At 71.4% G+C, this 24,918-nt stretch carries 17 protein-coding genes and 1 pseudogene; 9 read left to right on the forward strand and 9 right to left on the reverse strand.

From position 1 onward, the window contains the following. Positions 1 to 381: 381 nt before the first annotated feature. The gene (locus MKW14_RS15835) at positions 382 to 831 is read left to right on the forward strand and encodes a PTS sugar transporter subunit IIA (RefSeq protein ID WP_133044767.1); all 450 of its coding nucleotides are present in this window, start codon (positions 382 to 384) and stop codon (positions 829 to 831) included. A 78-nt stretch (positions 832 to 909) separates the two neighbouring features. Beyond that, positions 910 to 2,580, forward strand: coding sequence for a phosphoenolpyruvate--protein phosphotransferase (ptsP, locus tag MKW14_RS15840; RefSeq protein ID WP_240863195.1), 1,671 nt, complete (start codon positions 910 to 912; stop codon positions 2,578 to 2,580). Positions 2,581 to 2,648: 68 nt separating this feature from the next. On the opposite strand, the gene MKW14_RS15845 is transcribed toward ptsP, so the two are convergent. Further along, a complete protein-coding gene (locus tag MKW14_RS15845; RefSeq protein ID WP_240863196.1) occupies positions 2,649 to 3,542 on the reverse strand; it encodes a DUF8829 domain-containing protein in 894 nt (297 codons plus the stop codon). A gap of 98 nt (positions 3,543 to 3,640) precedes the next feature. Here MKW14_RS15845 and MKW14_RS40900 point away from each other — a divergent pair, with 98 nt between their 5' ends. After that, positions 3,641 to 4,036 (forward strand): hypothetical protein, encoded by a 396-nt coding sequence (locus MKW14_RS40900; protein ID WP_276620794.1) that lies wholly within the window; start codon positions 3,641 to 3,643, stop codon positions 4,034 to 4,036. A 494-nt stretch (positions 4,037 to 4,530) separates the two neighbouring features. On the opposite strand, the gene MKW14_RS15860 is transcribed toward MKW14_RS40900, so the two are convergent. Continuing rightward, positions 4,531 to 6,498 (reverse strand): acetoacetate--CoA ligase, encoded by a 1,968-nt coding sequence (locus MKW14_RS15860; protein WP_240863197.1) that lies wholly within the window; start codon positions 6,496 to 6,498, stop codon positions 4,531 to 4,533. Positions 6,499 to 6,712: 214 nt separating this feature from the next. Between MKW14_RS15860 and MKW14_RS15865 the strand changes: the two genes are divergently transcribed. Then, positions 6,713 to 9,091, forward strand: coding sequence for a glycoside hydrolase family 31 protein (locus MKW14_RS15865; protein WP_240863198.1), 2,379 nt, complete (start codon positions 6,713 to 6,715; stop codon positions 9,089 to 9,091). Here MKW14_RS15865 and MKW14_RS15870 read toward each other — a convergent pair. After that, positions 9,082 to 9,619, reverse strand: a pseudogene (locus MKW14_RS15870) (NUDIX domain-containing protein). The gene MKW14_RS15865 and the pseudogene MKW14_RS15870 overlap by 10 nt on opposite strands. A gap of 47 nt (positions 9,620 to 9,666) precedes the next feature. Next, positions 9,667 to 10,476 (reverse strand): M15 family metallopeptidase, encoded by an 810-nt coding sequence (locus MKW14_RS15875; protein ID WP_240863199.1) that lies wholly within the window; start codon positions 10,474 to 10,476, stop codon positions 9,667 to 9,669. Positions 10,477 to 10,574: 98 nt separating this feature from the next. On the opposite strand from MKW14_RS15875, the gene MKW14_RS15880 reads away from it, so the two are divergent. From MKW14_RS15880 to glpK, 4 genes are all read left to right on the forward strand, one after another. After that, positions 10,575 to 11,000 (forward strand): Zn-ribbon domain-containing OB-fold protein, encoded by a 426-nt coding sequence (locus MKW14_RS15880; RefSeq protein ID WP_240863409.1) that lies wholly within the window; start codon positions 10,575 to 10,577, stop codon positions 10,998 to 11,000. Continuing rightward, the gene (locus tag MKW14_RS15885) at positions 10,997 to 12,187 is read left to right on the forward strand and encodes a lipid-transfer protein (RefSeq protein ID WP_240863200.1); all 1,191 of its coding nucleotides are present in this window, start codon (positions 10,997 to 10,999) and stop codon (positions 12,185 to 12,187) included. Before MKW14_RS15880 ends, MKW14_RS15885 begins: the two co-directional genes overlap by 4 nt. Before the next feature lie 133 nt (positions 12,188 to 12,320). Continuing rightward, positions 12,321 to 13,970, forward strand: coding sequence for a GGDEF domain-containing protein (locus MKW14_RS15890; protein ID WP_240863201.1), 1,650 nt, complete (start codon positions 12,321 to 12,323; stop codon positions 13,968 to 13,970). Between the two features lie 402 nt (positions 13,971 to 14,372). After that, positions 14,373 to 15,884: a glycerol kinase GlpK gene (glpK, locus tag MKW14_RS15895; protein WP_240863202.1), complete on the forward strand. Its 1,512-nt coding sequence runs from the start codon at positions 14,373 to 14,375 to the stop codon at positions 15,882 to 15,884. Positions 15,885 to 15,961: 77 nt separating this feature from the next. On the opposite strand, the gene MKW14_RS15900 is transcribed toward glpK, so the two are convergent. The 5 genes from MKW14_RS15900 to MKW14_RS15920 are packed head-to-tail and all read right to left on the reverse strand — an operon-like array spanning position 15,962 to position 23,947. After that, a complete protein-coding gene (locus MKW14_RS15900) occupies positions 15,962 to 16,567 on the reverse strand; it encodes a GTP-binding protein (protein ID WP_240863203.1) in 606 nt (201 codons plus the stop codon). Next, positions 16,548 to 20,165 (reverse strand): hydantoinase B/oxoprolinase family protein, encoded by a 3,618-nt coding sequence (locus MKW14_RS15905; protein WP_240863204.1) that lies wholly within the window; start codon positions 20,163 to 20,165, stop codon positions 16,548 to 16,550. Before MKW14_RS15905 ends, MKW14_RS15900 begins: the two co-directional genes overlap by 20 nt. Before the next feature lie 24 nt (positions 20,166 to 20,189). Next, positions 20,190 to 20,585: a DUF742 domain-containing protein gene (locus tag MKW14_RS15910; RefSeq protein ID WP_240863205.1), complete on the reverse strand. Its 396-nt coding sequence runs from the start codon at positions 20,583 to 20,585 to the stop codon at positions 20,190 to 20,192. A gap of 9 nt (positions 20,586 to 20,594) precedes the next feature. Beyond that, a complete protein-coding gene (locus tag MKW14_RS15915) occupies positions 20,595 to 21,029 on the reverse strand; it encodes a roadblock/LC7 domain-containing protein (RefSeq protein WP_240863206.1) in 435 nt (144 codons plus the stop codon). Beyond that, entirely contained in the window at positions 21,026 to 23,947 is a 2,922-nt protein-coding gene (locus MKW14_RS15920) for a nitrate- and nitrite sensing domain-containing protein (protein ID WP_240863207.1), read from the reverse strand. Before MKW14_RS15920 ends, MKW14_RS15915 begins: the two co-directional genes overlap by 4 nt. Positions 23,948 to 24,364: 417 nt before the next feature. Between MKW14_RS15920 and MKW14_RS15925 the strand changes: the two genes are divergently transcribed. Continuing rightward, positions 24,365 to 24,895, forward strand: coding sequence for a hypothetical protein (locus MKW14_RS15925; protein ID WP_240863208.1), 531 nt, complete (start codon positions 24,365 to 24,367; stop codon positions 24,893 to 24,895). Positions 24,896 to 24,918: the final 23 nt, after the last annotated feature.

A 24,918-nucleotide genomic window follows, 5' to 3' on the forward strand; every position in this document is an offset into this window, starting at 1 on the left:
CCGCTTCCTTCGTACTCACCCGAGAGACTCTCAGGCTTTCCTCCGGGCGCTTCCCTTCGGTGTTCCAAACACTATCAGTGTTTTTCCGTCCCCCTGACCACTCTCCTGCGGGCATGCAGAAGGCGACCCCGAGATTAGGATCTGACAAGTTTGGTTCCTGCTGATTAAGCGCGCTCGTGCGCGTCGCTCGGCCTCAAGCAGGAGTACGACTGTACACGGGGCCTCGAAGGGCGTGCAAATCGATGGGGTTGGTGGTCTAGACCTCTACCCGGTACCTTCGTGCGGAACCGTCACTTCGTCTGACATACGCTGCTGCACAGCGTGCCGTCAGGGACGGACAGTGACGGCCCCTGTATGCAACTCCACTCCGGGAGGCTTCCCATGACCACCGTGACGTCCCCGCTGGCCGGACGCGCCATCGGACTGGCGGCAGTGCCTGATCCGGTCTTCTCCGGGGCCATGGTCGGCCCGGGCACCGCCATCGACCCTGTCCGTGAGCCCTCCGAGGCCGTCGCCCCCGTGGACGGGGTCATCGTCTCCCTCCATCCGCATGCCTTCGTCGTGGTCGACGAGCAGGGACACGGCGTCCTCACCCATCTCGGCATCGACACCGTGCAACTCAACGGCGAGGGTTTCGAGCTGCTCGTGAACAAGGGGGACACCGTGACCCGCGGTCAGGGTGTCGTGCGCTGGAACCCTGCCGCCGTCGAGGCCGCCGGCAAGTCAGCGGTGTGCCCGGTCGTGGCGCTCGAGGCCACGGCGGAAGCTCTCTCCGATCTTCGTGACAGCGGCGAAGTGAAGGCCGGCGACAGTCTCTTCCTCTGGAAGTGACGTCAGTGCCGTCGTATGACGGCCAGTAGGACAACCACCGCGGCGGCGGGACCCGCCGCACTATCGGAGACGGGTGAGATGGAGACAACGCTGCGAGGCGTCGGCGTGAGCCACGGTGTGGCGATCGGCGAGGTTCGGCACATGGGAACGGCGGTACTGGAGCCGCCTGCCAAGCAGATCCCGGCGGAGGACGCGGAGCGGGAGCAGGGGCGGGCCCGTCAGGCCGTGGAGGCTGTGGCCGCCGATCTGATCGCGCGCGGCAATCTGGCGGGCGGCGAGGCCCAGGCGGTGCTCGAGGCCCAGGCCATGATGGCGCAGGACCCCGAGCTGATGGCGGATGTCGAGCGGCGCATCGCCGTCGGCAGCACGGCGGAGCGCGCGGTGTACGACGCGTTCGCCGCCTACCGTGCCCTGCTGGCCGGTGCCGGTGAGTACCTCGCCGGTCGCGTGGCCGACCTGGATGACGTGCGGAATCGTATCGTCGCCCGGCTGCTGGGAGTGCCGATGCCCGGCGTCCCGGACAGCGACGAGCCGTACGTCCTGATCGCGCGTGATCTCGCGCCCGCGGACACCGCGCTGCTGGATCCCGCCCTGGTCCTCGGTTTCGTCACCGAGGAGGGCGGGCCGACCAGTCACAGCGCGATCCTCGCGCGGGCGCTCGGGGTGCCAGCCGTGGTGGCGCTGCCGGGGGCGGGCGAGCTCGCCGAGGGGACGTTGGTCGCCGTCGACGGCAGCACTGGTGAGATCTTCGTGAATCCCAGCGAGGAGAAGAAGGCGCAACTGGAGGCCGCGGCCGCCGAGCGGAAGGCCGCGCTGGCCGCCGCCACCGGGCCGGGTGCCACCTCCGACGGTCACAAGGTGCCTCTGCTGGCCAACGTGGGTGGTCCGGCGGACGTGCCGGCCGCCGTCGAGGCGGGCGCCGAGGGTGTCGGTCTGTTCCGTACGGAGTTCCTCTTCCTGGACGACAGCAAGAACGCCCCGTCGGAGGAGAAGCAGATCGAGGCCTACCGGCAGGTTCTCCAGGCGTTCCCCGAGGGCCGAGTCGTCGTACGAGTCCTGGACGCGGGCGCGGACAAGCCGCTGGACTTCCTCACGCCGGCCGATGAGCCGAACCCCGCGCTGGGCGTGCGGGGCCTGCGGACGCTGCTCGACCACCCGGAGGTGCTGCGCACGCAGCTGACAGCGCTGGCGAAGGCCGCCGACGGTCTGCCGGTCTACCTCGAGGTCATGGCTCCGATGGTGGCGGACCGTGCCGATGCAAAGGCTTTCGCGGACGCGTGCCGTGCGGCGGGGCTGCGGGCGAAGTTCGGGGCGATGGTCGAGATCCCGTCGGCCGCGCTGCGGGCCCGGTCGATCCTGCAGGAGGTGGAGTTCCTGTCGCTGGGGACCAATGACCTCGCGCAGTACACGTTCGCCGCGGACCGTCAGGTGGGTGCGGTGTCCCGGCTGCAGGACCCGTGGCAGCCCGCGCTGCTCGACCTGGTGGCCCTGTCGGCGGAGTCGGCCAAGGCCGAGGGCAAGAGCTGTGGTGTCTGCGGTGAGGCCGCGTCCGACCCGCTGCTCGCGTGTGTGCTGACCGGTCTGGGTGTCACCTCTCTTTCCATGGGTGCTGCGTCGATTCCGTATGTGCGGGCGACGCTGGCGAAGTACACGCTGGCCCAGTGCGAGCGGGCCGCCGCGGCCGCCCGGGCCACGGAGAGCGCCGAGGAGGCGCGCAACGCGGCTCAGGCGGTGCTGTCCGGCGAGTAGCCGGGCCGGACCGGTCGCCGGCTGTCGTCGAGGGGCGCTTCACCTGTGGGTGGGGCGCCCCTCAGGCGTCAGTGGCCGTGGCCCGGTGTCTGTCCTTCCTCTCCGAGGTCGGGCGGTACGCAGTAGTCGACGTCGGATTCCGGGGAGATGATGTCGCCGGATTCGATGTCGGTGCAGTAGGCGTCGAACACCTCGCCGGCGGTGAGGGGGCGCAGACCGTCTCCGCGCAGGCGCCAGCCGTAGACGCGGTCGGTGGTGCCGGGGCCGCTGGTGCGGATGACGAGTCCGCCGGGACTTTGGGTGGCGATGCCGAGGGCGAGGACGGTGGTGAACTCGAGCGCCTCGGCCTCGTCGAGTTGGAGGGCGCCGTGCTCGTCCTCGTCCGCGTGGAGAACGGAGACCAGTGTTTCGGCCGTTGCCGAGACGCTGCACACGAGGTGTCGGTTTCCTCCTCCGGCGGTGTCGAGGATGCGGACGAGCAGGCGGGACGCTCGCGTGAACGCGGCTCGGCCGATGTCCTCGCCGCAGGAGGCGCAGGCTCCCAGTCGGGCGAGGAGCGTCGAGGCGTACTCCCAGGTGGCCTGGCGTACGGCTTCGTCGACGAGGGCGGGGACGAGGTCGGACAGGGGCTGGCCCTCGTAGGGAAGGACGGGGCCCGTGCTCGCCAGTTCGGCGGTGAAGCGGGTGCGGCTGGAAGGGATGTCGGGGTCGAGGTCCGCCTCCGCGCAGAACTCGGCGTATTCCTGCGGGTCGAACAGGGCCACCGTGGTGTGACTGCCCTGGGCGGCGCGGACCTTGAGGAGAGCCTCGACCTGCTGGAGATAGGTCTGGTGGTCGTCGAAGGTGAAGCTGCGGTACCGCCGCATGGCGCGGAAGTCGTGCTCGTCGGTCAGCAGGCCGATGGTGCCCGCGATTTCGCGGCGCAGGACGCGTCGCATGGTCTGGTGGTCGGTGTGCGCCATCTTTCCCCCTGTGCGCGGTCGATCAATGCTCACTCACAGTAACCGGCTGCACTGACAACGGGGTCTGGGCGAGGCGATCGCGGACCAGACCGTGCTGGATGACGCAGGTCAGCGCGATGAAAGCGCCGAAGGCGGTCCAACCGCCCGGGCCGGTGGCGATGGCCGCGCTGACGGCGAGCGGCCCGACGCCGCGCTGGGCGGACTGCCAGGCCGTGGACGCCGAGAAAGGCGCCCTGGGCGGCGCCGGACGCGAGGGCGACGGACAGTTCCCAGGAGACGGTGGCGTGCAGCATCTCGGCCAGAGTGAAGGCGGCTACAGCGGCGATGAGCAGGAGGGGGGTGACGACTCCCGCGCCGGCCGAGAGGGCCATGGCGAGGCCGCCCAGGGCGAAGGCGGCGGACGTCCGACCTTGAAGACCGCGTCGTCAGGAAGACGGTCGCGCCAGGGGGTGACCGGCCTGGTTTCGGGCGTGCGGCGTTCTTCGAGGTGGTGACGATGCGCGAGGCGGCTGCGGCCACCTCCAGCCGGGGTTGGCGACGGTGCGGTGGATGGCCTGGTAGCGGACGGGGTGGGGTCCTGCGAGGCGGGTGGCGTAGAGCCCGGTGAGGACGCTGGCGGCGCGGTCTCCGAGGCTGCCGACGACCGGAAAGGCGAGGAGGAAGGCGTGGTCGCCGGTCGCGAGGAGTCCCAGGGAGGCGCGGCGCGCAGGAGTTGGACGGCGAGCAGGACGCGGGCGAGGGGAAATCGGTCGGCGCGCGGGGCGCGAGCGGGATGAATCTCTGGGTTCCGGTGCGGGACGAGTCGGCCGTCGTGAACGGTCTGCGGTGGTACGGCTGTTGGGGGGCGGCGGGGGCCAGGTTCCGGCCGTCGTCGGCACCGGGAGTACGGATCTCCGTGGCCGAGTCGGAGCCGGCCGACGGGACGCGGCCGGCCTCGGACTTCGCCGCCGTTCTGGGTGAGTCCGAGGCCACCTACGGGGGCTGACCGTCAGGCGCGCTTGCGGGCGAGTTCCTCGTAGAAGTGCAGCAGGTCGAGGTTGTCGATGGAGCCCGGGTTGACCGCCTTCTCCATCGGGGTGCCCTGCAGGAGGCGCTTGACCGGGACCTCGATGCGCTTGCCGGTGAGGGTGTGCGGCACGCCGGGCACCTCGATGATCTCGTCCGGTACATGGCGAGGGGAAAGCTGTTCGCGGATCGTCTGCTTGATGCGGCCCAGAAGGTCCTCGTCCAGGGTCGTGCCGGGCACCAGGTGGACGAAGAGCGGCATCCAGTAGCCGCCGTCGGGCTGCTCGATGCCGATGACGAGGGACTCCCTGATCTCCGGAAGGCGCTCGACGGCCTCGTAGATGTCCGCGGAGCCCATGCGCACACCCTGGCGGTTGAGCGTGGAGTCGGAGCGGCCGTGGATGACGACGGAGCCCCGGGAGGTGACGGTGATCCAGTCGCCGTGCCGCCACACACCGGGATACGTGTCGAAGTAACTGTCGTGATAGCGGCTGCCGTCGGGGTCGTTCCAGAAGTAGATCGGCATGGACGGCATGGGGTTGGTGACGACGAGTTCGCCGACCTCGTCGATCAGGGGCTTGCCGCTCGGGTCCCAGGACTGCAGGTCGGTGCCGAGGCCCGGGGCCTGGAGTTCGCCGATGTGGACCGGGAGGGTGGGTACGGCGCCCGCGAAGCAGGAGCACACGTCCGTGCCGCCGCTGACGGATGCGATCCACAGGTCGTCGCGCACCTCGTCGTGCAGCCAGCGGAAGCCGTCCGGCGGCAGCGGTGATCCGGTGGTGGCGACGCACTCGACCTTGGAAAGGTCGAAGTCGCGTCCGGGGTGCACGCCCGCTTTTCGGCAGGCCATGACGTACGCGGCCGAGGTGCCGTAGAGGGTGGCGCCGGTGCGTTCGGCGATCCGCCACTGGGCCGCCGTGTCGGGGAAGCCGGGGCTGCCGTCGTAGAGCACGATCGTGGTGCCGGTGAGGAGGCCGGAGACGAGGAAGTTCCACATCATCCAGCCGGTGGAGGTGTACCAGAAGAAACGATCCTCGGGGCCGAGGTCGCAGTGCAGGCCGAGTTGCTTGAGGTGCTCGACGAGGATGCCGCCCTGGGACTGGACGATGGCCTTCGGCAGGCCGGTCGTGCCCGAGGAGTAGAGCACCCACAGCGGGTGGTCGAAAGGGACCTGTTCGAAGACGGGTTCGGTGTCCGCACCGGTCAGGGCCGACCAGTCCAGGGCGCCCTCGGGCGCGTCGGTGCCGAGGAGCGGGATGTGGACGACGGCACGCAGCGTGGGCAGTTCGCGGCGCAGCTCGGCGACGATCTCCCGGCGGTCGTGCTCCTTGCCGCCGTAGCGGTAGCCGTCGACGGTGAACAGGACGACCGGTTCGACCTGCTGGAAACGGTCCAGGACGCTGCGGGCCCCGAAGTCGGGGGCGCAGGACGTCCAGACACCGCCCACGGCCGCCGTGGCGAGCAGGGCGACCACGGCCTCCGGGATGTTCGGCAGATAGCCGCTGACGCGGTCTCCGGGGCGAACGCCGAGGGCGCGCAGCTCGGCAGCCAGGGAGCCGACCTGGCGGCGGAGCTGCGACCAGGTGACGGGCCGTGCTTCGTGGGTCTCGTCGACATACAGGAGGGCCGGTTGGTCCGCGCGGGTCGCGGCCGCGCGCAGGGCGTGCTCGGCGTAGTTGAGGCTCGCCCCGGGGAACCACTCGGCGCCCGGCATCGAGCGGTCGCCGAGCACGCGTGCGTAGGGCGTCGAGAAGCGGACGTCGAACCACTCCGTGACGGCCTGCCAGAAGGTTTCCAGTTCGGCCACGGACCAGCTGTGCAGTGCCGCGTAGCCGCCGTCGGCGGGAGCGCCGTGGCGTTCGGCCGCCCAGGCCTGGAACCTGGTGACCTGTGCCTGTTCGATACGTTCCTGATCCGGCTGCCAGAGCGGCTGGGGGTTCACGGTCGACATGGGGGCGGCTCCCGGACTGTGCGCGTCGTGTGCGTCGGTCGCGCACGGGCTGGGGTGTGCGCGTGACGCGGCTGACAGGGACGATGCCATGTGATCGACTTCTACACCAGGGTGCGCCCCACATAGTCCGTGTCGTAAAGATGTGCTCCCACCACGGGTGAACGGCAGTTGAACGGCACGCGCGTGTGGGGCGGTCAGTGGCAGGGTGAGCAGCATGGACGGTCGTGACCTGGTGCGTTCGATAAGGGTGGTCGGTTCGGTGGGGGCGTTCCAGGGGTTGCGGGCCGTGAGGGCGGCATGGCGCAGGAGGCGCGCGGACGCCACCGCGCTGCCCCCACGGGGTGCCGAGCGCGCGCGGGTGCCCGGGCGCGTCCTGGAGGTGGAACCGGCCGCGGGTGGCGGTGTCGTGCGGTTCGGCCGCTCGGAGCTGAGGATCATGGTGACCGTCAACGGGGCGGTGTTCTGGGGCTGGGACGGGGCCGGTCCCGAGCCGTCGTACGCGCTCGCGGGCCGCTGTCCGGAGCCCGATCTCCGGGCGGTCCTGGAGCCCGACAAGGACGGCGGCTGGCGGGTCGTGGCCGAGCGGGTGACGGTCGTCGTATCGCGGCACGGCGCGGTCGAGGTGCGTACGCCCGGCGGAGTGACCCTGCGGCGGGATCTGCCGCCCCGGTGGTGGGAACCGGTCGGAGGAGGGCCCGCGCGCTGGATGCAGCGCTCGGAGGTGGCGGCGGACGCGCGGTTCTTCGGGCTGGGGGGCCGCTCGTCGGGCCCGCGGCTGCGGGAGGGGACGTACCGGCTGTGGAACACGGACCCGGGCGGCAGTTTCGCTCCCGGGGACGATCCGCTGTACATCACCATGCCGGTCCAGATGGTGGTGTCCGACGCGGCCACGCATCTGGTCTTCCACGACTCCTCCTGGGACGGCACGGTGTCGCTGCGGGAGGGCGAGGAGGGCGCCGGTTCCGGGCACGACCGGCCGGGCATGAGCGAGCTGCGGATGGACGGCGGCCCGTTGCGCTGCTGGGTGATGGTGGGCACCCCCGCGCGCGTGCTGCTCGCCTGGGCGTCGTTGACCGGCGCGCCGGCGCTGCCGCCCGCGTGGGCGCTGGGACATCACCACGCGCGCTGGGGCTTCGGCAGCGAGCAGGAGGTCCGGCGGATCGTCGCGGGCTACCAGGAGCGGGGGCTGCCGCTGGACGCCGTCCACCTGGACATCGACCACTACGACGAGCACCAGGTGTTCACCGTCGACCACGAGCGCTTCCCCAAGCTGCCGGTGCTGGCGGAGGAGCTGCGCCGGGACGGGATCCGGCTGGTGTCGATCGTCGACCCCGCGGTCAGCGCGGAAGAGGGCGACGTCGTGTACGACGGCGGCACGGCCGAGGACGCGTTCGTCCGGGACGCCTCGGGACGGGTCGTGCACGGAGTCGCGTGGCCCGGGGAGGCCGTTTTCCCGGACTTCACGCACGCGCGCGTGCGGGAGTGGTGGGGCGGGCTCTACGCGGAGCGGCTGGCTCAGGGGTTCTCGGGTTTCTGGCACGACATGAACGAGCCCACGTCGTTCACCGCGTTCGGGGAGAAGACGCTGCCCCGCTCGGCCAGACACTCCCTGGAGGGGCGTGGCGGCGATCATCAGGAGGCGCACAACGTCTACGGCCTGTGCATGGCCAGGGCGGGCTACGAGGGTCTGCTGGAGCTGGCTCCCCATGAGCGGCCGTTCCTCTTCTCGCGCTCGGGCTGGGCCGGCCTGCAGCGCTACGGGGGCACCTGGTCCGGCGACGTGGCCACGGGCTGGCCCGGACTGCGGGCCTCGCTGTCGCTGGTCCTGGGCCTCAGTCTGTGCGGGGTGCCCTACTCGGGACCGGACATCGGCGGCTTCGACGGAAGTCCGTCTCCCGAGCTGTATCTGCGGTGGTTCCAGCTGGGCGCGTATCTGCCGCTGTTCCGTACGCACGCCGGTCTGCGCGGGGGGCGGCGGGAGCCCTGGGAGTTCGGTCCGGAGGTGCTGGAGCACGCGCGCGTGGCGCTCGAGGAACGCCGGCGGCTGCTGCCGTATCTCATGACGCTGGCGCATCTCGCGCGGCGCACCGGAGCGCCCTATGTACGGCCGCTGTGGTGGAACGCGCCCGAGGACCGCGCGCTGCGCGACTGCGAGGACGCCTTCCTGCTGGGCGACTGTCTGCTGGTGGCACCGGTGCTCGACCCGGGCACGGACCGGCGTGCGGTCCAGCTGCCGCGGGGCCGCTGGTACGACGCGGTCAGCGAGCAGGTGTACGAGGGGCCGGCGCAGGTGCTCGTGGACGCCCCCCTGTCCCGGATCCCGGTGCTGGTACGCGCGGGTGCCGTCCTTCCCGTGCGCGGCAGCGACGGCGGGCTGGAACTGGAGGCGTGGGCGCCGGCCCAGAGCCGCACGGGGGGCGGGCTGGTGGTGCCGGACGCGGGTGACGGGTGGGACGAACCGGAACTGGAGCGCTACGTCACCCGGTGGCAAGGGCCCGGGCTGGTGGTCGAGCTGGAGGGTGAGGGCGGCCCGTCCGAGCCGCCCTGTCCGGTGCGTGTACGTGGCCTCGGGGAGGCCGGGGCTCAGACGTAGCGGCCCTCGAACCAGGCGCGCACGGCCAGCGTGTGCAGGGGGAAGGCGAGTTCCTCCGGCCGGCGCAGCAGGTGCCGGCCCTCCGTCTCGTCGGTGGCGGCCGACTGCGGCAGCCCCTCGGCGGGCCGTTCGGGGAGCAGACCGAACAGCAGCAGATGGCCGTCGGGGGAGCTCATGGCGTCGACGAGGCGGACGTCGCGGCCGGCCGCGTCGATGCCGGTCTCCTCCTTGAGCTCGCGCACGACGGCCTGCCGCCAGTCCTCGCGGTCGTCGATGAACCCGCCGGGCAGGGGCGACGCCCCCGCGCGCGGGAGCGACGGTTCGGGTGATGACGACCAGGGCGGTGCCTTTGGTGTCGTACACGGGCTGGAGTGCGACCGCGACCGGCAGCGGGTTGCGGTAGGCCACGGTGTGGCAGGCCGGGCAGGTACGCGGCCAGCCGGAGACGCCCTCTCCGTAGGGCGCTCCGCAGCTCGAACAGTGTGAGTCGGGCGCGGAGTTGGGGGTGGAGGCTTGAGTTTCGGACACGGAGCGGAATGTATCCGATCGGGTGAAGGGCGTCTCGCGGAGGTTGCTCAACGGCGGCCGCCGAGCGACTTCCAGGACACGGGGAAGTTGAAGTAGGTGTCCGGGTAGGGCTCGGGCCGGTATGTGTAGTGCCACCACTCCTCGGCGAGGTTGACGAAGCCGAGGCCCTCCATGGTGTTCTTCAGGAGGAGGCGGTTGGCGCGCTGTCGGCCCTGGATACGCGGGTCGAGGGTGTGCGCGAGGGTGTCGAAGCAGTCGAAGCCGGTGCCCATGTCGACGGAGTTGTCGGGGAAGCGTTCGTCCTGGGGTGCGAAGCAGGGCACGAGCGGCTCTCCGGGGTGGTAGGGCCGGGTGGGCCTCGCCGGGAGCTTCACGATGGTGAGGTCCATGGTCGAGCCGCGGCTGTGGCCGGATTTCTCCGCGATGTAGCCGTCCGCGAACAGCCGGGTCTTGTCGACGTTCGGATAGAACTCGCCCTTCATCGCCTGGTCGTCGAGGTCCTCGGCCCAGCGCACGAAGTGGTCCACGGCGCGCTGCGGCCGGTAGCAGTCGTACACCTTGAGCGTGTAGCCCTCGCGCAGGAGCTTCCGCTGGACCTTGTGGAGGGCTTCGGCGGCGGGGCGGGTGAGGATGCACACCGGTTGCTCGTAGCCGTCGATGCGTTCGCCGACGAAGTTGTGCGGGGTGAAGTAGCGCATCTCCTGGATGATCGTGGGGTCCACGGTTCTCAGGGCGACGAAGTCCGTCGGCGCCTCGCTGTCCGTCTCGGCCCGGGCGGGTGCGGAGGCGGCGGTCACGGCCAGCAGGGCGGCGAGGGCGGTGACGAGACCGCGTACTGCGCTGGTGAGTCGTGTCATGTCTCCTGCACTGCCCAATTCCGGACGCGCGTGACACACTTCTGACGTTCCGTCAGATTCGGCGTCGGGGAGGGACTGTGACTCGTGCACGAACACCTGTGGTCGACGGATGGTTCACCGGGGACGGTGACGGCTTCAGACTCCTCGGCACCCGCTGCGCCGCCTGCGCCTCGGTGTTCTTCCCCCGCGAGGACGGCCACTGCCGCAATCCCGGGTGTCCCGGCGGAGACCTCGAGGAGGTTCCCCTCTCGCCGCGCGGGCGGATCTGGTCCTACACGGACAGCCGATACCGGCCCCCGTCACCCTATGTGACGAACCCGGAACTTCCCTGGGAGCCGTACGCGTTGATCGCTGTGGAGCTGGCGGCCGAGCGGATCGTGGTGCTGGGCCAGGCGGCTCCCGGGGTCACCGTCGCCGATCTGACGGTGGGCATGGAGGTGGAGGTCGTCCCCGGTGTGCTTCACGAGGACGCGGAGACGGCCTGGACGACGTGGCACTGGCGGCCGACGGGGGGTGGGGCATGACGGGCGAGGTGGCGGTGCTCGGCGCGGGGATGCATCCGTGGGGCAAGTGGGGTCGCAGCTTCGTCGAGTACGGGGTGGCAGCGGCGCGAGCGGCGCTCGCCGACGCGGGGATCGCGTGGCGTGACGTCGGCTCGGTGGTCGGCGCGGACACCGTGCGCGGCGGCTATCCGGGCTATGTGGCCGGCGCGACCTTCGCCAAGGCACTGGGCTGGCAGGGAGCGCGGGTGACGAGCGTGTACGCGGCGTGCGCGTCGGGAGCGCAGGCCGTCAACACCGCGCGGGCGCAGATCCTCGCGGGTCTGGCGGACGTGGTCCTCGTGGTGGGCGCGGACGCGGCGCCCAAGGGGTTCTTCCGGCCGGCCGGCGGCGACCGGCCCGACGACCCCGACTGGCTGCGCTTCCGGGTCCTGGGCGCGACGAATCCGACGTACTTCGGGCTGTACGCGCGCCGGCGCATGGCCGTGCACGGGGACACACCCGAGGACTTCGCGCAGGTCAAGGTGAAGAACGCGGCCCTGGGGGCGCTCAATCCGAACGCCCGCTACCGCAAGCGGGTCACCGCCGAGGAGGTCGCCGGCTCCGCGGTGGTGGCCGATCCGCTGCGGCTGCTCGACATCTGCGCGACGTCGGACGGCGGAGCGGCCCTGGTGCTGTCCAGCATGGAGTTCGCGCGGCGGCACGGGCCGGCGGAGCCGGTGCGGATCAGGGCGGTATCGACGGTGACACCGCGCTACCCGAGCACCGTGCTCGATCTGCCGGACATCGCGACGGACTCCGCGGTGGCCGTCGAACCCGCCGCCGAGACCTTCCGGGCCTCCATCGCGCGAGCCGCCTACGAGGAGGCGGGCATCGGACCGGAGGACCTCTCCCTGGCCGAGGTGTACGACCTGTCCACCGCACTGGAGTTGCAGTGGTACGAGGACCTGGGGCTGTGCGGCGAGGGCGAGGGCGCGAAGCTGCTGCGGGAGGGCGCGACGGCCCTCGGGGGTCGTATACCGGTGAACACGAGCGGCGGGCTGGCCTCCTTCGGGGAGGCGGTACCGGCTCAGGCGATCGCCCAGGTGTGCGAGCTGACCTGGCAGTTGAGGGACCAGGCCGGTGACCGGCAGGTCGCGGGGGCCCGCGTCGGGATCACGGCCAACCAAGGGTTGTTCGGGCACGGGTCGACGGTGATCGCCGTGCGCTGAGAGGCGGGCCGTGAGCGCCCGCGGTGAGGCCGGGCGCAGGTCCGGGCTCCCACGCTGCGTGATCACCCCGAATCCTGCGTGAACGTCTCATGAACTGGGCTTGGGTGTGCGCCGGTGGAGTCATCATGCTGCCGTGCTCTCCTGGACGGACACTCTGCGCTTCGCCTTCCAACCAGTGGTCAACCTGGCGACCGGAGCAGTCGCGGGATTGGAGATACTCGCCCGCCCGGAGACCGGGGACATCCTGGCCGAGGCCCGTCGCGATCCCGAACTCGACGGCAGGCTCGCGGTGCTGGCCATCCGCGCGGCGGCGAGCAAGGAAACGCTGCTGCCGCTGCACGTCAACGTCTTCGCGGGCACCCTCGCCGACCTCGGCGGCCTGACCCCGCTGCGCGACGCCGTGCGCCAGGCGGGACGGCTGCCCTGGGAGGTGATCGTCGACGTCGGACCGCCCTACACGCACGTGCCCCAGCCGGCCCTGCTGGAGGCGGTGGGCGCGGTTCGGGCCCAGGGCTTCCGGATCAGCGCCGACGGCATCGGGGACGGGGACGTACCCCTGCGGCTGCTCACCGACCTCGCGCCCGACCTGGTGAAGCTCGACGCCTCGCTGCTGGCCCGGCCGGCGGCGGTGCGGGCGATGCGGACACTGTGCGAGGAGCTGGGGGCCCTCCTGTCCGTCGAGGGCGTGGAGACGGAGCTGCAGTTCGCCGCCGCGGTGACGGCCGGTGCTCAGCTGGCGCAGGGCAACCTGTTCGCGCCCCCGACGAGGCTGCCCGCGGCGGACGTATACGTTCCGCCCCGCTCCCCCGGCGCCGTGGCGGTACCCCGGTCCGGGCCGTCGGTGCGCGAGTTCGTGCGGCCGGCCGCCCTGCTGCCCGCGACCGCGTCCGCGGGCCAGGTGCGGGCGCTGCTGACCGGGGCGCCCGAGGTGTCCGGGGTACTGCTCGTGGACCCGCACGGCGTCCCGGTCCGCTCGGTGCACCGCTCGCGCTTCCTGCTGTCGATGTCGGGCCGCTACGGACACGCCCTGTACGCCGACCGGCCCGCGGCCAAGCTCGGCGATCCCCCGCGGACGGTGGGCGTCGACGCCACCGCCTGGGAGGTGCTGGACGTGGTCGCCGTCGGCGCCCGTGACCGCACGTCGGACGACGTGGCGGTGGTCGACCGGTACGGGCGGTGCGTGGGCGTCGTACGCCTCGCCGACCTGGTGCGGGCACTGGCCGAGAGCCGGGTCGAGGAGGCGGCCGGGCTCAATCCGCTGACCCGGCTGCCCGGCTCGGACGTGATCACCTCGGAGGTGGACCGGCGCATCGCGGACGGCCGGGCGTTCGCGCTGAGCTGGCTCGACGTGGACCACTTCAAGCAGGTCAACGACGGGTCCGGGTTCGCGGCGGGCGACGAGCTGATCCGGTCGGTGGGACGGGCACTGCAGCAGGCGGCGACCGGCAGCACGCGCGTGGGTCACATCGGCGGCGACGACTTCCTGGTGCTCGCCGATCCCGAGGGGCTGGATCCGCTGGCCGCCACCGTGCTGGACGTGCCGTGGTCGGCGGGCGGGCGGCCCGTCACGCTGTCCCTGGCCACGGTCCTGTGCCCGCCGGGCAGCGTGGCGGACCACCGGCAGGCCGCGGCCGCCCTGGCGCCGCTGAAGAAGGCCGCCAAGGCGCTGCACGGGGCCAGCTGGGTGCTGGGACAGGCGGGACTGCCTGGTCATGAGATCGTGCGCGGCACGGGGGCGCCCGCCCCGGCGGGCTGCGCGGTGGCGGAACCCGGCCTAGGCTGATCTGGTGTCGCCGCGCCGAAGCGTCTCCCGTACGGAGTTCAGGCGGCTGTCACCGTTGGTGTCCGCGACCTTGACGCTCTCTGGGCGCCGGTGAACACTTCCGGTGTCGGCCGACATCGCCGTACATACACGGTGTAACCAGGCACACGCCGCGCGGGCCCCCGCCTGCAGAACAGACCCATTCCCCCACGGGCGATTCGGCTGCGACGGCACGCTCGTCACCGCACCCTGCGCGCAGGGCCGGGGCCTAGGAGCCGACATGAGCAACGGAAACACGGTCGTACTGAGCCACTGCGTCGTCGCGTTCGACCGGGGCTTCGGGGCGCCGACCCGTGCACTGGCTCATCCTCCGCGCTGCCTTCTCATCGAGCAGCCTTCTGAAGGAACGACGAAGGGGACGTCATGACGGACAAGTTCGTCGCCGCTATCGACCAGGGCACCACCTCGAGCCGTTGCATCGTCTTCAACCAGGACGGCGCGATCGTCGCCGTCGACCAGCGCGAACACCGCCAGATCTTTCCCAAGCCCGGCTGGGTCGAGCACGACGCGACCGAGATCTGGTCGAAGGTGCAGGCCGTGGTCGCGGGGGCGATCGCCAAGGCCGGACTGCGCGCCGACCAGCTCAGCGCGCTCGGCATCACCAACCAGCGCGAGACCACGCTCCTGTGGGACCGCGCGACCGGCAAGCCGGTGCACAACGCGATCGTCTGGCAGGACACCCGCACGGACGCGCTGACCAGGCAGCTTGGTGGTTCGGACGGGCAGGACCGGTTCCGCGAGCAGACCGGACTGCCGCTCGCGACCTACTTCTCCGGCCCCAAGGCGGCCTGGCTGCTCGACAACGTGCCTGGGCTGCGGGCACGCGCAGAGAACGGCGAGATCGCCTTCGGCACCATGGACTCCTGGCTCATCTGGAACCTGACGGGCGGCACCGACGGCGGGCAGCACGTCACCGACGTCACCAACGCCGGCCGGACGATGCTGATGAATCTGGAGACCCTGCAGTGGGACCAGTCCATCCTCTCCGCGATGAACATCCCCGAGGCCGTGCTCCCCGAGATCAAGTCCTCCGCCGAGGTGTACGGCACCGCCGTGGGCCAGCTGGCCGGGGTGCCCGTGGCCTCGGCCCTCGGCGACCAGCAGGCGGCCGTGTTCGGACAGGCCTGCTACGACGTGGGCACGGCGAAGAACACCTACGGCACGGGCTCCTTCCTGCTGCTCAACACGGGCAACCGGCCGGTGACGTCGAAGAGCGGCCTGCTGACGACGATGGGGTACAAGATCGGCACTGAGGCGCCGGTCTACTGCCTGGAGGGCTCCATCGCGATAACGGGCGCGCTCGTCCAGTGGTTCCGCGACCAGCTCGGGATCATCCGCACCGCGGACGAGATCGAGCCGCTGGCGGCGAGCGTCGAGGACAACGGCGGCGCCTACATCGTCCCCGCCTTCTCCGGCCTGTTCGCGCCCTATTGGCGTTCCGACGCCCGCGGCGTCGTCACCGGCCTGACCCGGTACGTCACCAAGGCGCACCTCGCGCGGGCCGTGCTGGAGGCGACGAGCTGGCAGACACGCGAGGTCGTGGACGCCATGTACCAGGACTCCGGGGTGCACATCACCACCCTGAAGGTGGACGGCGGCATGACCAAGAACAACCTGCTCATGCAGCACCAGGCCGATGTGCTCGACGTGCCGGTGGTCCGCCCGAAGGTCTCCGAGACCACCTGCCTCGGCGCCGCCTACGCGGCCGGACTCGCCACGGGTGTGTGGAACGACCTCGACGAGCTGAAGGCCCACTGGCAGAAGGACGTCGAGTGGACGCCCTCCATGGACGCCTCCGTCCGCGACCGGGAGTACCACAACTGGCGCAAGGCCGTGGAGAAGAGCTTCGGCTGGCTGGAGGACGACGCGGACTGAGCACCCACGCGCGCGTTTCCCCGGGACTGCGGCCCGTACCCCGGTCGGCGAGGGTACGGGCCGTACGCGTGCCCGTCTCAGGTGGTGACGGTCTGCCGTCGCTCGGCGGCGTGGTCCATCGCGTGCCGGACGACGCCGATGAGGATCTCCTTGACCGACTCGCGGTCCCGGGCGTCACACAGCAGGAGCGGTACGTCGTCGTCCAGGTCGAGCGCCCGGCGGATGTCCTCGGCCGGATAGCGGGCGGCGCCCTCGAAGCAGTTGACTCCGACCAGGAACGGTATGGAGCGCCGCTCGAAGTAGTCGACGGCGGCGAAGCAGTCCTCCAGGCGCCGCGTGTCGGCCAGCACGACGGCTCCGAGCGCGCCCTCGGAGAGCTCGTCCCACATGAACCAGAACCGTTCCTGCCCGGGGGTGCCGAACAGGTACAGCACCAGGTCCTCGCGCAGGGTGATACGCCCGAAGTCCATGGCCACCGTCGTGGTGCTCTTGCTCGCCACGCCGCTCGTGTCGTCGACCGGACGTCCGGCCTCGGTGAGCAGTTCCTCGGTGCGCAGCGGCCTGATCTCGCTGACCGCCCCGACCAGGGTGGTCTTGCCCACCCCGAAGCCGCCGGCCACCAGGATCTTGAGCGTGACGGGCTCGACCGGGGGCTTGCCGCGCTCAGAACGCCCGAAGATCATCGATCTGTTCTCCTGCTTGATGGGGGTGGGGCGCCGGCGGGCCGTAGCCTCCGCCGCCAGGGGTTTCGATGACGAGTACGTCGCCGGGAGAGACGTCCGCCGAGTCGCTGCCGGCGAGGACGGTGACCGTGCCGTCCGCGCGCTCCACGCGGTTGGCGCCCAGCGCGCCGGGTTGGCCGCCCGCCATGCCGTACGGCGGAACTCTGCGGTGCTGGGAGAGGGTGGAGACCGTCATGGGCTCGTGGAAGCGGATCCGGCGTACGGCGCCGTCCCCGCCGCGCCACCGCCCGGCGCCTCCGCTGTCCCGGCGGACGGCGAACTCGTCGAGTCGCACGGGCAGCCGCCACTCCAGGACCTCGGGGTCGGTGAGCCGCGAGTTGGTCATGTGGGTCTGTACGACGGGGGCGCCGGGGAAGCCGTCGCCCGCGCCGGATCCGGAGGCGACGGTCTCGTAGTACTGGTGGCGCTCGTTGCCGAAGGTGACGTTGTTCATGGTCCCGGAGCCCTCGGCCTGGACGCCGAGGGCCGCGTACAGGGCGCCGGTGATGGCCTGCGAGGTCTCGACGTTGCCCGCGACGACGGCGGCCGGTGGCTCCGGCGCGAGCATGCAGCCGCGCGGTACGACGATGTCCAGGGGGCGCAGACAGCCGTCGTTGAGCGGGATGTCGTCGGCCACGAGAGTGCGGAAGACGTACAGGACGGCCGCGTTGACCACGGCGAAGGGGGCGTTGAAGTTGCCGGCCAGCTGGGGTGACGTGCCGGTGAAGTCGACGGTGGCGGAGCGGTTCTCGCGGTCCACGCGCACGCGTACCCGGATGACGGCTCCGGAGTCGGTCTCGTAGGCGTACTCGCCGTCGTCGAGGGCGTCGATGACCCGGCGGACCGCTTCCTCGGCGTTGTCCTGGACGTGCTTCATGTAGGCCTGGACGACGTCGAGTCCGAAGTCGTCGATCATCCGGGCGACCTCGTCGACGCCCTTGCGGTTGGCGGCGATCTGGGCGCGCAGGTCGGCGAGGTTGGTCGCGGGGTTGCGGGAGGGGTACGGCGCCTCGGTGAGCAGGCGTCGGGTCTCCTCCTCACGGAAGCGGCCGTTCTCGGCGAGGAGCCAGTTGTCGAAGAGGACGCCCTCCTCCTCGATGGTGCGGCTGTTCGCCGGCATCGAGCCGGGGGCGATGCCGCCGATCTCCGCGTGGTGGCCGCGGGAGGCGACGTAGAAGAGGATCCGGTCACCCTCCGTGTCGAAGACGGGGGTGATCACGGTGACGTCGGGCAGATGGGTGCCGCCGTGGTACGGATCGTTGACGGCGTAGGTGTCACCGGGCCGCATCGACGGGCCGCGCCGCCGGATGACCTCCTTGACGCTGGTGCCCATGGAGCCCAGGTGGACGGGGATGTGCGGGGCGTTGGCCACCAGGTTTCCGTCCGGGTCGAAGAGCGCGCAGGAGAAGTCCAGGCGCTCCTTGATGTTGACGGACTGCGCGGTGGACTCCAGCCGTGCGCCCATCTGTTCGGCGATCGACATGAAGAGGTTGTTGAAGACCTCGAGCAGAACCGGGTCGGCTTCCGTGTCGAGTTGGGAACTCTGCGTAATCGCCGCACGTTCCATGACCAGATGCCCGTCGTCTCGCGCCACGGCCCGCCAGCCGTCGTCGACGACGGTCGTCGCGCTGGCCTCGGTGATGATCGCCGGGCCGGTGACGGTCTCGCCGGGAGGGAGATCCTCCCGGCGGTGGAGGGGTACGTCGCGCCAGGCGCCGCCCGTGTGGAGACGGACGGTGTCGGCGGCGGCGGGTCGGCCTTCGTACGGGGCGAGGGCGGAGAGATCGGGGGGTTCGGTGATGCCGGTGGCTTCCACGGAGAGGGCTTCGACGACGATCGGGCGGTCGAGCGTGAAGGAGTACGTGGCGCGATGACGTTCTTCGAAGGCGTGACGCATGGCGCCGGGCTCGGTCAGCTCGACGGTGAGGGTGGTGTCGGTGCCGTCGTAGCGGAGCTGGGCGCGGCGGGTGACGCGGATGCGGGCGGCGGGGACGTCCTCGGCGAGGAGTTCGGCGCGGGCCGCTCCTTCGAGGTCGTCGGCCGTCTTGAGGACGGCGGGCATCGAGGCGGGCTCCAGGGGCGCCTCGACGGACTGTTCGCGCATGGCGGTGGTGTCGGCGAGGCCGATGCCCAGGGCGGACAGGACGCCGGCCATGGGCGGGACGAGGACGGTGCGGATGCCGAGCGAGTCGGCGACCATGCACGCGTGCTGGCCGCCCGCACCACCGAAGGTGGTGAGGGCGTAGCGGGTGACGTCGTGGCCCTTCTGGACGGAGATCCGTTTGACGGCGTTGGCGATGTTGGCGACGGCGATCTGCAGGTAGCCCTCCGCGACCTGCTCGGGTGTGCGCTCGTCGCCGGTCCGCTCGCGGATCTCGCGCGCGAGAGCGGAGAAGCGGTCCCGGACCAGTTCCTCGTCCAGGGGCTGGTCGCCTTCGGGGCCGAACACCCGCGGGAAATGGCCGGGTTGGACGCGGCCGAGCATGACGTTGGCGTCGGTGACGGCGAGCGGGCCACCACCGCGGTAGCACGCGGGACCGGGGTCCGCACCCGCCGAGTCCGGCCCCACGCGGTAGCGGGAGCCGTCGAAGTGGAGGACCGAGCCGCCTCCGGCCGCGACGGTGTGGATGTCCAGCATGGGCGCGCGCAGCCGGACACCGGCGATGAGAGTGGTGAAGACGCGCTCGTACTCGCCGGCGAAGTGCGAGACATCGGTGGAGGTGCCGCCCATGTCGAAGCCGATGACCCGGTCGAAGCCGGCCAGCTGCGACATGCGGGCCATGCCGACGATTCCTCCGGCGGGCCCGGACAGGACGGCGTCCTTGCCGCGGAACTGCCCGGCTTCGGCGAGACCGCCGTTGGACTGCATGAACATCAGCCGCACGTCCTGGAGTTCACCGGCGACGTGCCGCACGTAGCGGCGCAGCACGGGCGACAGGTAGGCGTCGACGACGGCGGTGTCCCCGCGCGGCACGAGCTTCATCAGCGGGCTGACCTCGCTGGAGAGCGAGATCTGCGGAAACCCGATGCGGGCGGCAAGCTCGCCGACGGCGTGCTCGTGGGCGGGGTGCAGATGACTGTGCATGCAGACGACGGCGACGGCGCGGATCCCGTCGTCGTACGCCTCCTGAAGAGGCCCCGCGAGGGCGTCCAGGTCGGGGGCGCGCAGGACGGTGCCGTCCGCGGCGATGCGCTCGTCGACCTCCACGACCCGCTCGTGGAGCAGTTCGGGGAGTTCGATACGGCGGGCGAAGATGTGCGGCCGGTTCTGGTAGGCGATGCGCAGGGCGTCGCGGAAGCCGCGCGTGACGACGAGGAGGGTGCGTTCGCCCTTGCGCTCCAGGAGGGCGTTGGTGGCGACCGTGGTGCCCATCCGGACGGCGTCGATCGGCTCCCGGGAGCCGTCCAGCAGGGCCCGTACGCCCGCCACGGCCGCGTCGGAGTACCGCGCGGGGTTCTCCGAGAGCAGCTTGTGCGTGAGCAGGCGGCCGTCCGGACGTCGCGCGACGATGTCGGTGAACGTACCGCCCCGGTCGACCCAGAACTGCCAGCCAGTCACGTCAGTACCCCGCTTCCGCGCCGCTCAGAGCGCCCGGAGGCCGTTGATCACGTCGCGCAGAATACTCTCGTCGACCAGCTCGGCAGGGGGTACGGGCCGGTTCACATGGACGAATTCCGCCGCCACGAGGTCGCCGACGAGGACCCTTACCACCCCGATGGGCAGATCGAGCCCGGCGGCGAGCTCGGCGACCGACTGGGGGGCGTCACGGCACAGGTCGACGATGTCGACGTGCTCGGGGGACAGCGTCGCGTCGGCGTCCGGGTCGTCCGCGTGGGGTTCGGCGACGACCACCGCGATCAGGTCGAGGCGGTGCTGGCCGGGACTGGAGGTGCGGCCGCGCGTCATCGCGTACGGACGGACGACCGGTCCGGCCTCGTCGTCGAACCAGTGGCTTCTTCCCTGACCGTCTGCGCTCATGACATCCCACTACCCGCCTGCGGGCAGATCGGTGCGCGCGGCGGTGCCCAGATGCACGCCGACCCGCTTCACGAGCAGCGTCATCTCGTACGCGACCTGGCCGACATCCGAGTCGGCGTCCGAGAGGACGGCGAGGCAGCTGCCGTCGCCGGCGGCCGTCACGAACAGGAAGGCCTCGTCGAGCTCGACGACGGTCTGCCGGACGTTGCCCGCCTCGAAGTGCCGGCCGACGCCCTTGGCGAGGCTGTGGAAGCCGGAGGCGACGGCGGCGAGGTGCTCGCTGTCCTCCCGGCTGAGGTCCTTGGACACACCGGTCGGCAGGCCGTCGCCGGAGAGCACGAGGGCTTTGCGGATGCTCGCGACGCGGTCCACCAGTTCGTCCAGGAGCCAGTTGAGCTCGCCGGAGTTGGTCGCTGTGTGGCCGGTCGCCTTCGGTGCGGTCATCGACCGTCCCCCTTTGTCGTTCCGTGTGGTGCTGTGCCGCTGTGGGCGTTGTCGCCCGCGGCGTTCTCCTCGCGGCCGCGCTGCCAGCCGCGCTGGAGCGAGGCCATGCGGCTGCGTACCTCGTCGGCGTCCCGCTCCGCGAAGTCCGTGCTGTCCTGCTCGGGCCGACCGGCGCTCTGCTTGAGCTGCGGTGCCAGGTTGGCCTGGCGCACCCGCCGGGGCAGCGGGCCGATGCCGCCGCCCGAACCGCCCGGCGGTTGTGCCCCGGGGCGCCTGCCGCCGGCGTCCGCGCCGCCCGGTGTGATGGCGGCGGGACGGGCACGTGCCGGGAGGACGGGGGTCTGCGGGGCCTCACCGATGCCGTGGTCGTCGGCTGTCCGGGCCGCGCCGGACTCGCCGAACCCCTCGGAGCGGCCCATGCCCGGGCGCAGCGGTGAGGCACCGCGCCGACGGGTGGGCAGCGGCGGCGTGCCGTCCTGGCCCGGCCGGCCGTGGCCGTCGGCCGCAGGCTGGTCGTCCGCTCGGCGACGGGCCGCCGGCGGCGCCGCGCCCTGGGGCTCGGATCGTCGGGCCGCTGCCTGCGAGCCGTCCGGCGCCTCCTCGCGGCGGGACCGCTGCTCGGTGACCGGGCGTCCGTGCGAGCTGACCAGCTTCGGGGTCCCGCGCCGGGGCAGCGAGACCGGGGCGCCCATCTGGTCGTCCGCGCCGTCCCGGGTGTGGCTGACGTCGTCGCGGAGGTGCTCACCATGACGGCCGGTGGCCTCGTCCTCGACGCGGGCGATGGAGCGCCGGGGGCGGAAGAGGCCGCCCTCCTCGCCGTCCTCCTCCAGCGCCGCCGGGAAGTCGTCGACGGCGTCGAGGTCGACGGGCGCCTCCAGCTCCACCGGGCCGTCCAGGAGCGAGGCGGGCAGGCCGGGCAGCTGCGCGGGCACGCGCGGAAGCGCGGTCCGGCGGCTCTCCTCCAGTTCGGCCTCCTTGGAGGGGTGGGGCCGGTCGAGGCGGAAGCCGATGCCGTTGGTGTCGGGCACGTCGTCCGTGAGCAGGGCGTCGGGGATGAAGACGACGGCGGTGGTGCCTCCGTAGGGGGAAGGCTGCAGGGAGACCCGGACGTTCTGCCGCTGGGCGAGCCGGCTGACCACGAACAGGCCGAGCCGGTCGGTGTCGGACAGTTCGAACTCGGGTGTTTCGGCGAGCCGGAGGTTGGCGTCCAGCAGCGCGTCGGCCGCCATGCCGAGGCCGCGGTCGTGGATCTCCAGGGTGAAGCCGTTGGCGACCCGTTCGCCCACGACCTGGACGGCGGTGTGCGGCGGGGAGAACACCGTGGCGTTCTCCAGGAGTTCGGCCACGAGGTGAGTGAGGTCGGCTACGGCCGGGCCGGTGACGGCGACCCGGGGCAGCCGGCGGACCTCGATGCGCTCGTAGTCCTCGACCTCGGCGACGGCGGCCCGTACGACGTCCATGAGCTGGACGGGTTTGCGCCACTGCCGGGACGGGGCCGCCCCGGAGAGGATCACCAGGCCCTCGGCGTGCCGGCGCATACGGGTGGTCAGGTGGTCGAGCCGGAAGAGGTCGGCGAGTTCGTCGGTGTCCTCGGTCCGCCGCTCCATGCTGTCCAGCAGGGTGAGCTGCTTGTGCAGCAGGACCTGGCTGCGGCGGGCCAGGTTGACGAACACCTCGGAGACACCGGCCCGCAGCTCGGCCTGCTTGACGGCCGCCTCGACCGCGGCCCGCTGCAGGGTGTTGAGGGCCTGGCCGACCTCGCCGATCTCGTTCTTGTCGTACTCGAGGCGGGGGACCTCGGTCTCCACGTCGACCTGTTCGCCCGCCGACAGGCGCCGCATCACGCTGGGCAGCCGGACGCCGGACGCCTCGTGCGCCTCCAGGCGCAGTTGCCGCAGGTCGCGGATGAGGGTGCGGCCGACGCGCACCGACAGGAACAGCGAGAGCAGCAGGGCGACCAGACCGAGGACGCCCGCGATGGCCGCCTTGGCGATGACACCGACGGCGACCGGTCGGACGCGATCCTGATAACGGTCGCTCGCCTGGTCGTTGAGGGTGCCGAGCTTGGCGAGCACGCTTCCGGCTGCGGTGTCCCAGCTCTGCGCGGTGACCTCGCCGGGCCTGCCCGAGGTGGAGGAGATCGCCGCCTGCTCGTCCGCACGCAGCGGGGCGGTGGTGGCGTTCTTCCAGAAGCGCTGGTAGCGGTCGCGTTCGGACGAGGGCAGCAGCGGCAGGTTGACGTCGTACATCAGACCGCGCTGGGCCACGAGGTCGGTGATGTCACGGACTTCGCCACGGGTGAGCTTGCCGACGATCAGCGAGGAGCCGAGCAGGGCGTCCTCGCGGGAGAGCAGCTCCCGGGCGCGCGCGAGGTTGACCAGGGCGCGGTACTGCTTGTCCATCTCGACGTTGTCGACGACGTGCAGATTGGCGAGCAGGACGTAGCACGGGTCGACCAGGCTGTTGTAGAGGTCGAGGGCGTGTGCGCGGTCGACGGTGCCGTCCTCGACGCTGCGGCGCAGCGAGGCGAGACCGTCGAAGGTGTCCAGCACGGTGCTCAGGCGATCGCTGGTCGCTTGGCCCATGGCGTCGCGGACGTCCGGGTTCTTGGAGTTCCGCCGGATCTCGGCGATGGCCTCGTCCGTGGCGGCCCGGCTGCGCCTGAGGTCCGACAGTCCGTCGGAGGCCCGCGGGTCGGCGAGGTAGACCAGGGACTGACGGCGTTCCTGCTGCACGACGCGGACGGTGTCCTCGATCGGGTACGCGACCTTCTCGACCACGTCGGAGACGTTGAACAGGTCCTCCGCCTGGCGGCCCGTGAGTACCGTGGCGAAGCCCCAGATGGCCGTCAGGGAAACCAGCGGCACGAGAAGCAGCGCCACGATCTTCCGGCGGATGGACTTCCCGCGAAAGCGCATGGCCTCCCCCAGCTCGACCCCCACCGGCCGGGGGTACATATGCACGTCAACAAACGGCGCGAGCCTACTACCGACACAGAGGTAACTCGAAGAGCCGTCCGGAGGGTGAACTTCCGCCCGCCCGACGAGACATGGCGAGTTGTCCGGCCATGGGGGAGATTGCGTCCCTGTTTGCCCGCTCGGTGACGGGAACTCATCCACCGGGTGCACTTGGTCTGTTGGCCGAAATTTTTCGCTTCTTGGGAATCTTCGGGGCACGTCGTTCGTCCTTCTTGATGGGAAACGGGGACGGAATCGGCCACATGAGCCGCATCCCGCACCCGGGCGGCGTAAAACAGCGCAAGCCGGGCAACCACAGGGGAACCGTGCCGTCGGGCACGGGCGAGCGGTCTGCTGGCGGTGGGGAGTGACACGTTGATGGGCACGGCGGAGCGGCGCGAGGCGCCCCGGGACGGTATGGCGGCGAGCCTGGTCGAGGACCGGGTTCCCGAAGCACTGGATCCCGACATTCCGGCAGCCAGGAGCAGGGTCGCGCGAGACGAGGAGCGGGAGCAGGGCTATCGGCCCCTGTGGGTCGAGGAGCCGGCGAGGCGCCGCCGCCTGCCGGATCCGGTGCGTAGGGCGGCGGTGCGGGCGGGCCTGATCATCGCTGTGACGCTGCTTCTGGCGATGGTGGCCTTCCTGTGCACCATGGCCGGGTCCTGGGCGGCCTTCCCCATGGTGATCAGCGCCGTGGTGAGCACGGTGGTGGCCACCTGGAGCGCTCTCGACGTCTGGGTGACCCGCCAGGTGTGGAACCAGCGCAACGGCGTGGTGTCGACGCCGAGCAGCACGGCCCGGGCCCTGCGGCGCGAGAAGCGCCGGACCCGGCGACAGGCGAAAGCCACCGAGCGGGCCCAGGCGCGAATACGCCGACGCGGCGGCGCCGGGCAACTCTCGCACCCCTGAGAAACGCCGGTTCGGTAAGGCGT

The sequence above is a fragment of the Streptomyces gilvus genome (assembly GCF_022513565.1).
GTDB classification, from domain to species: Bacteria; Actinomycetota; Actinomycetes; order Streptomycetales; family Streptomycetaceae; genus Streptomyces; species Streptomyces gilvus.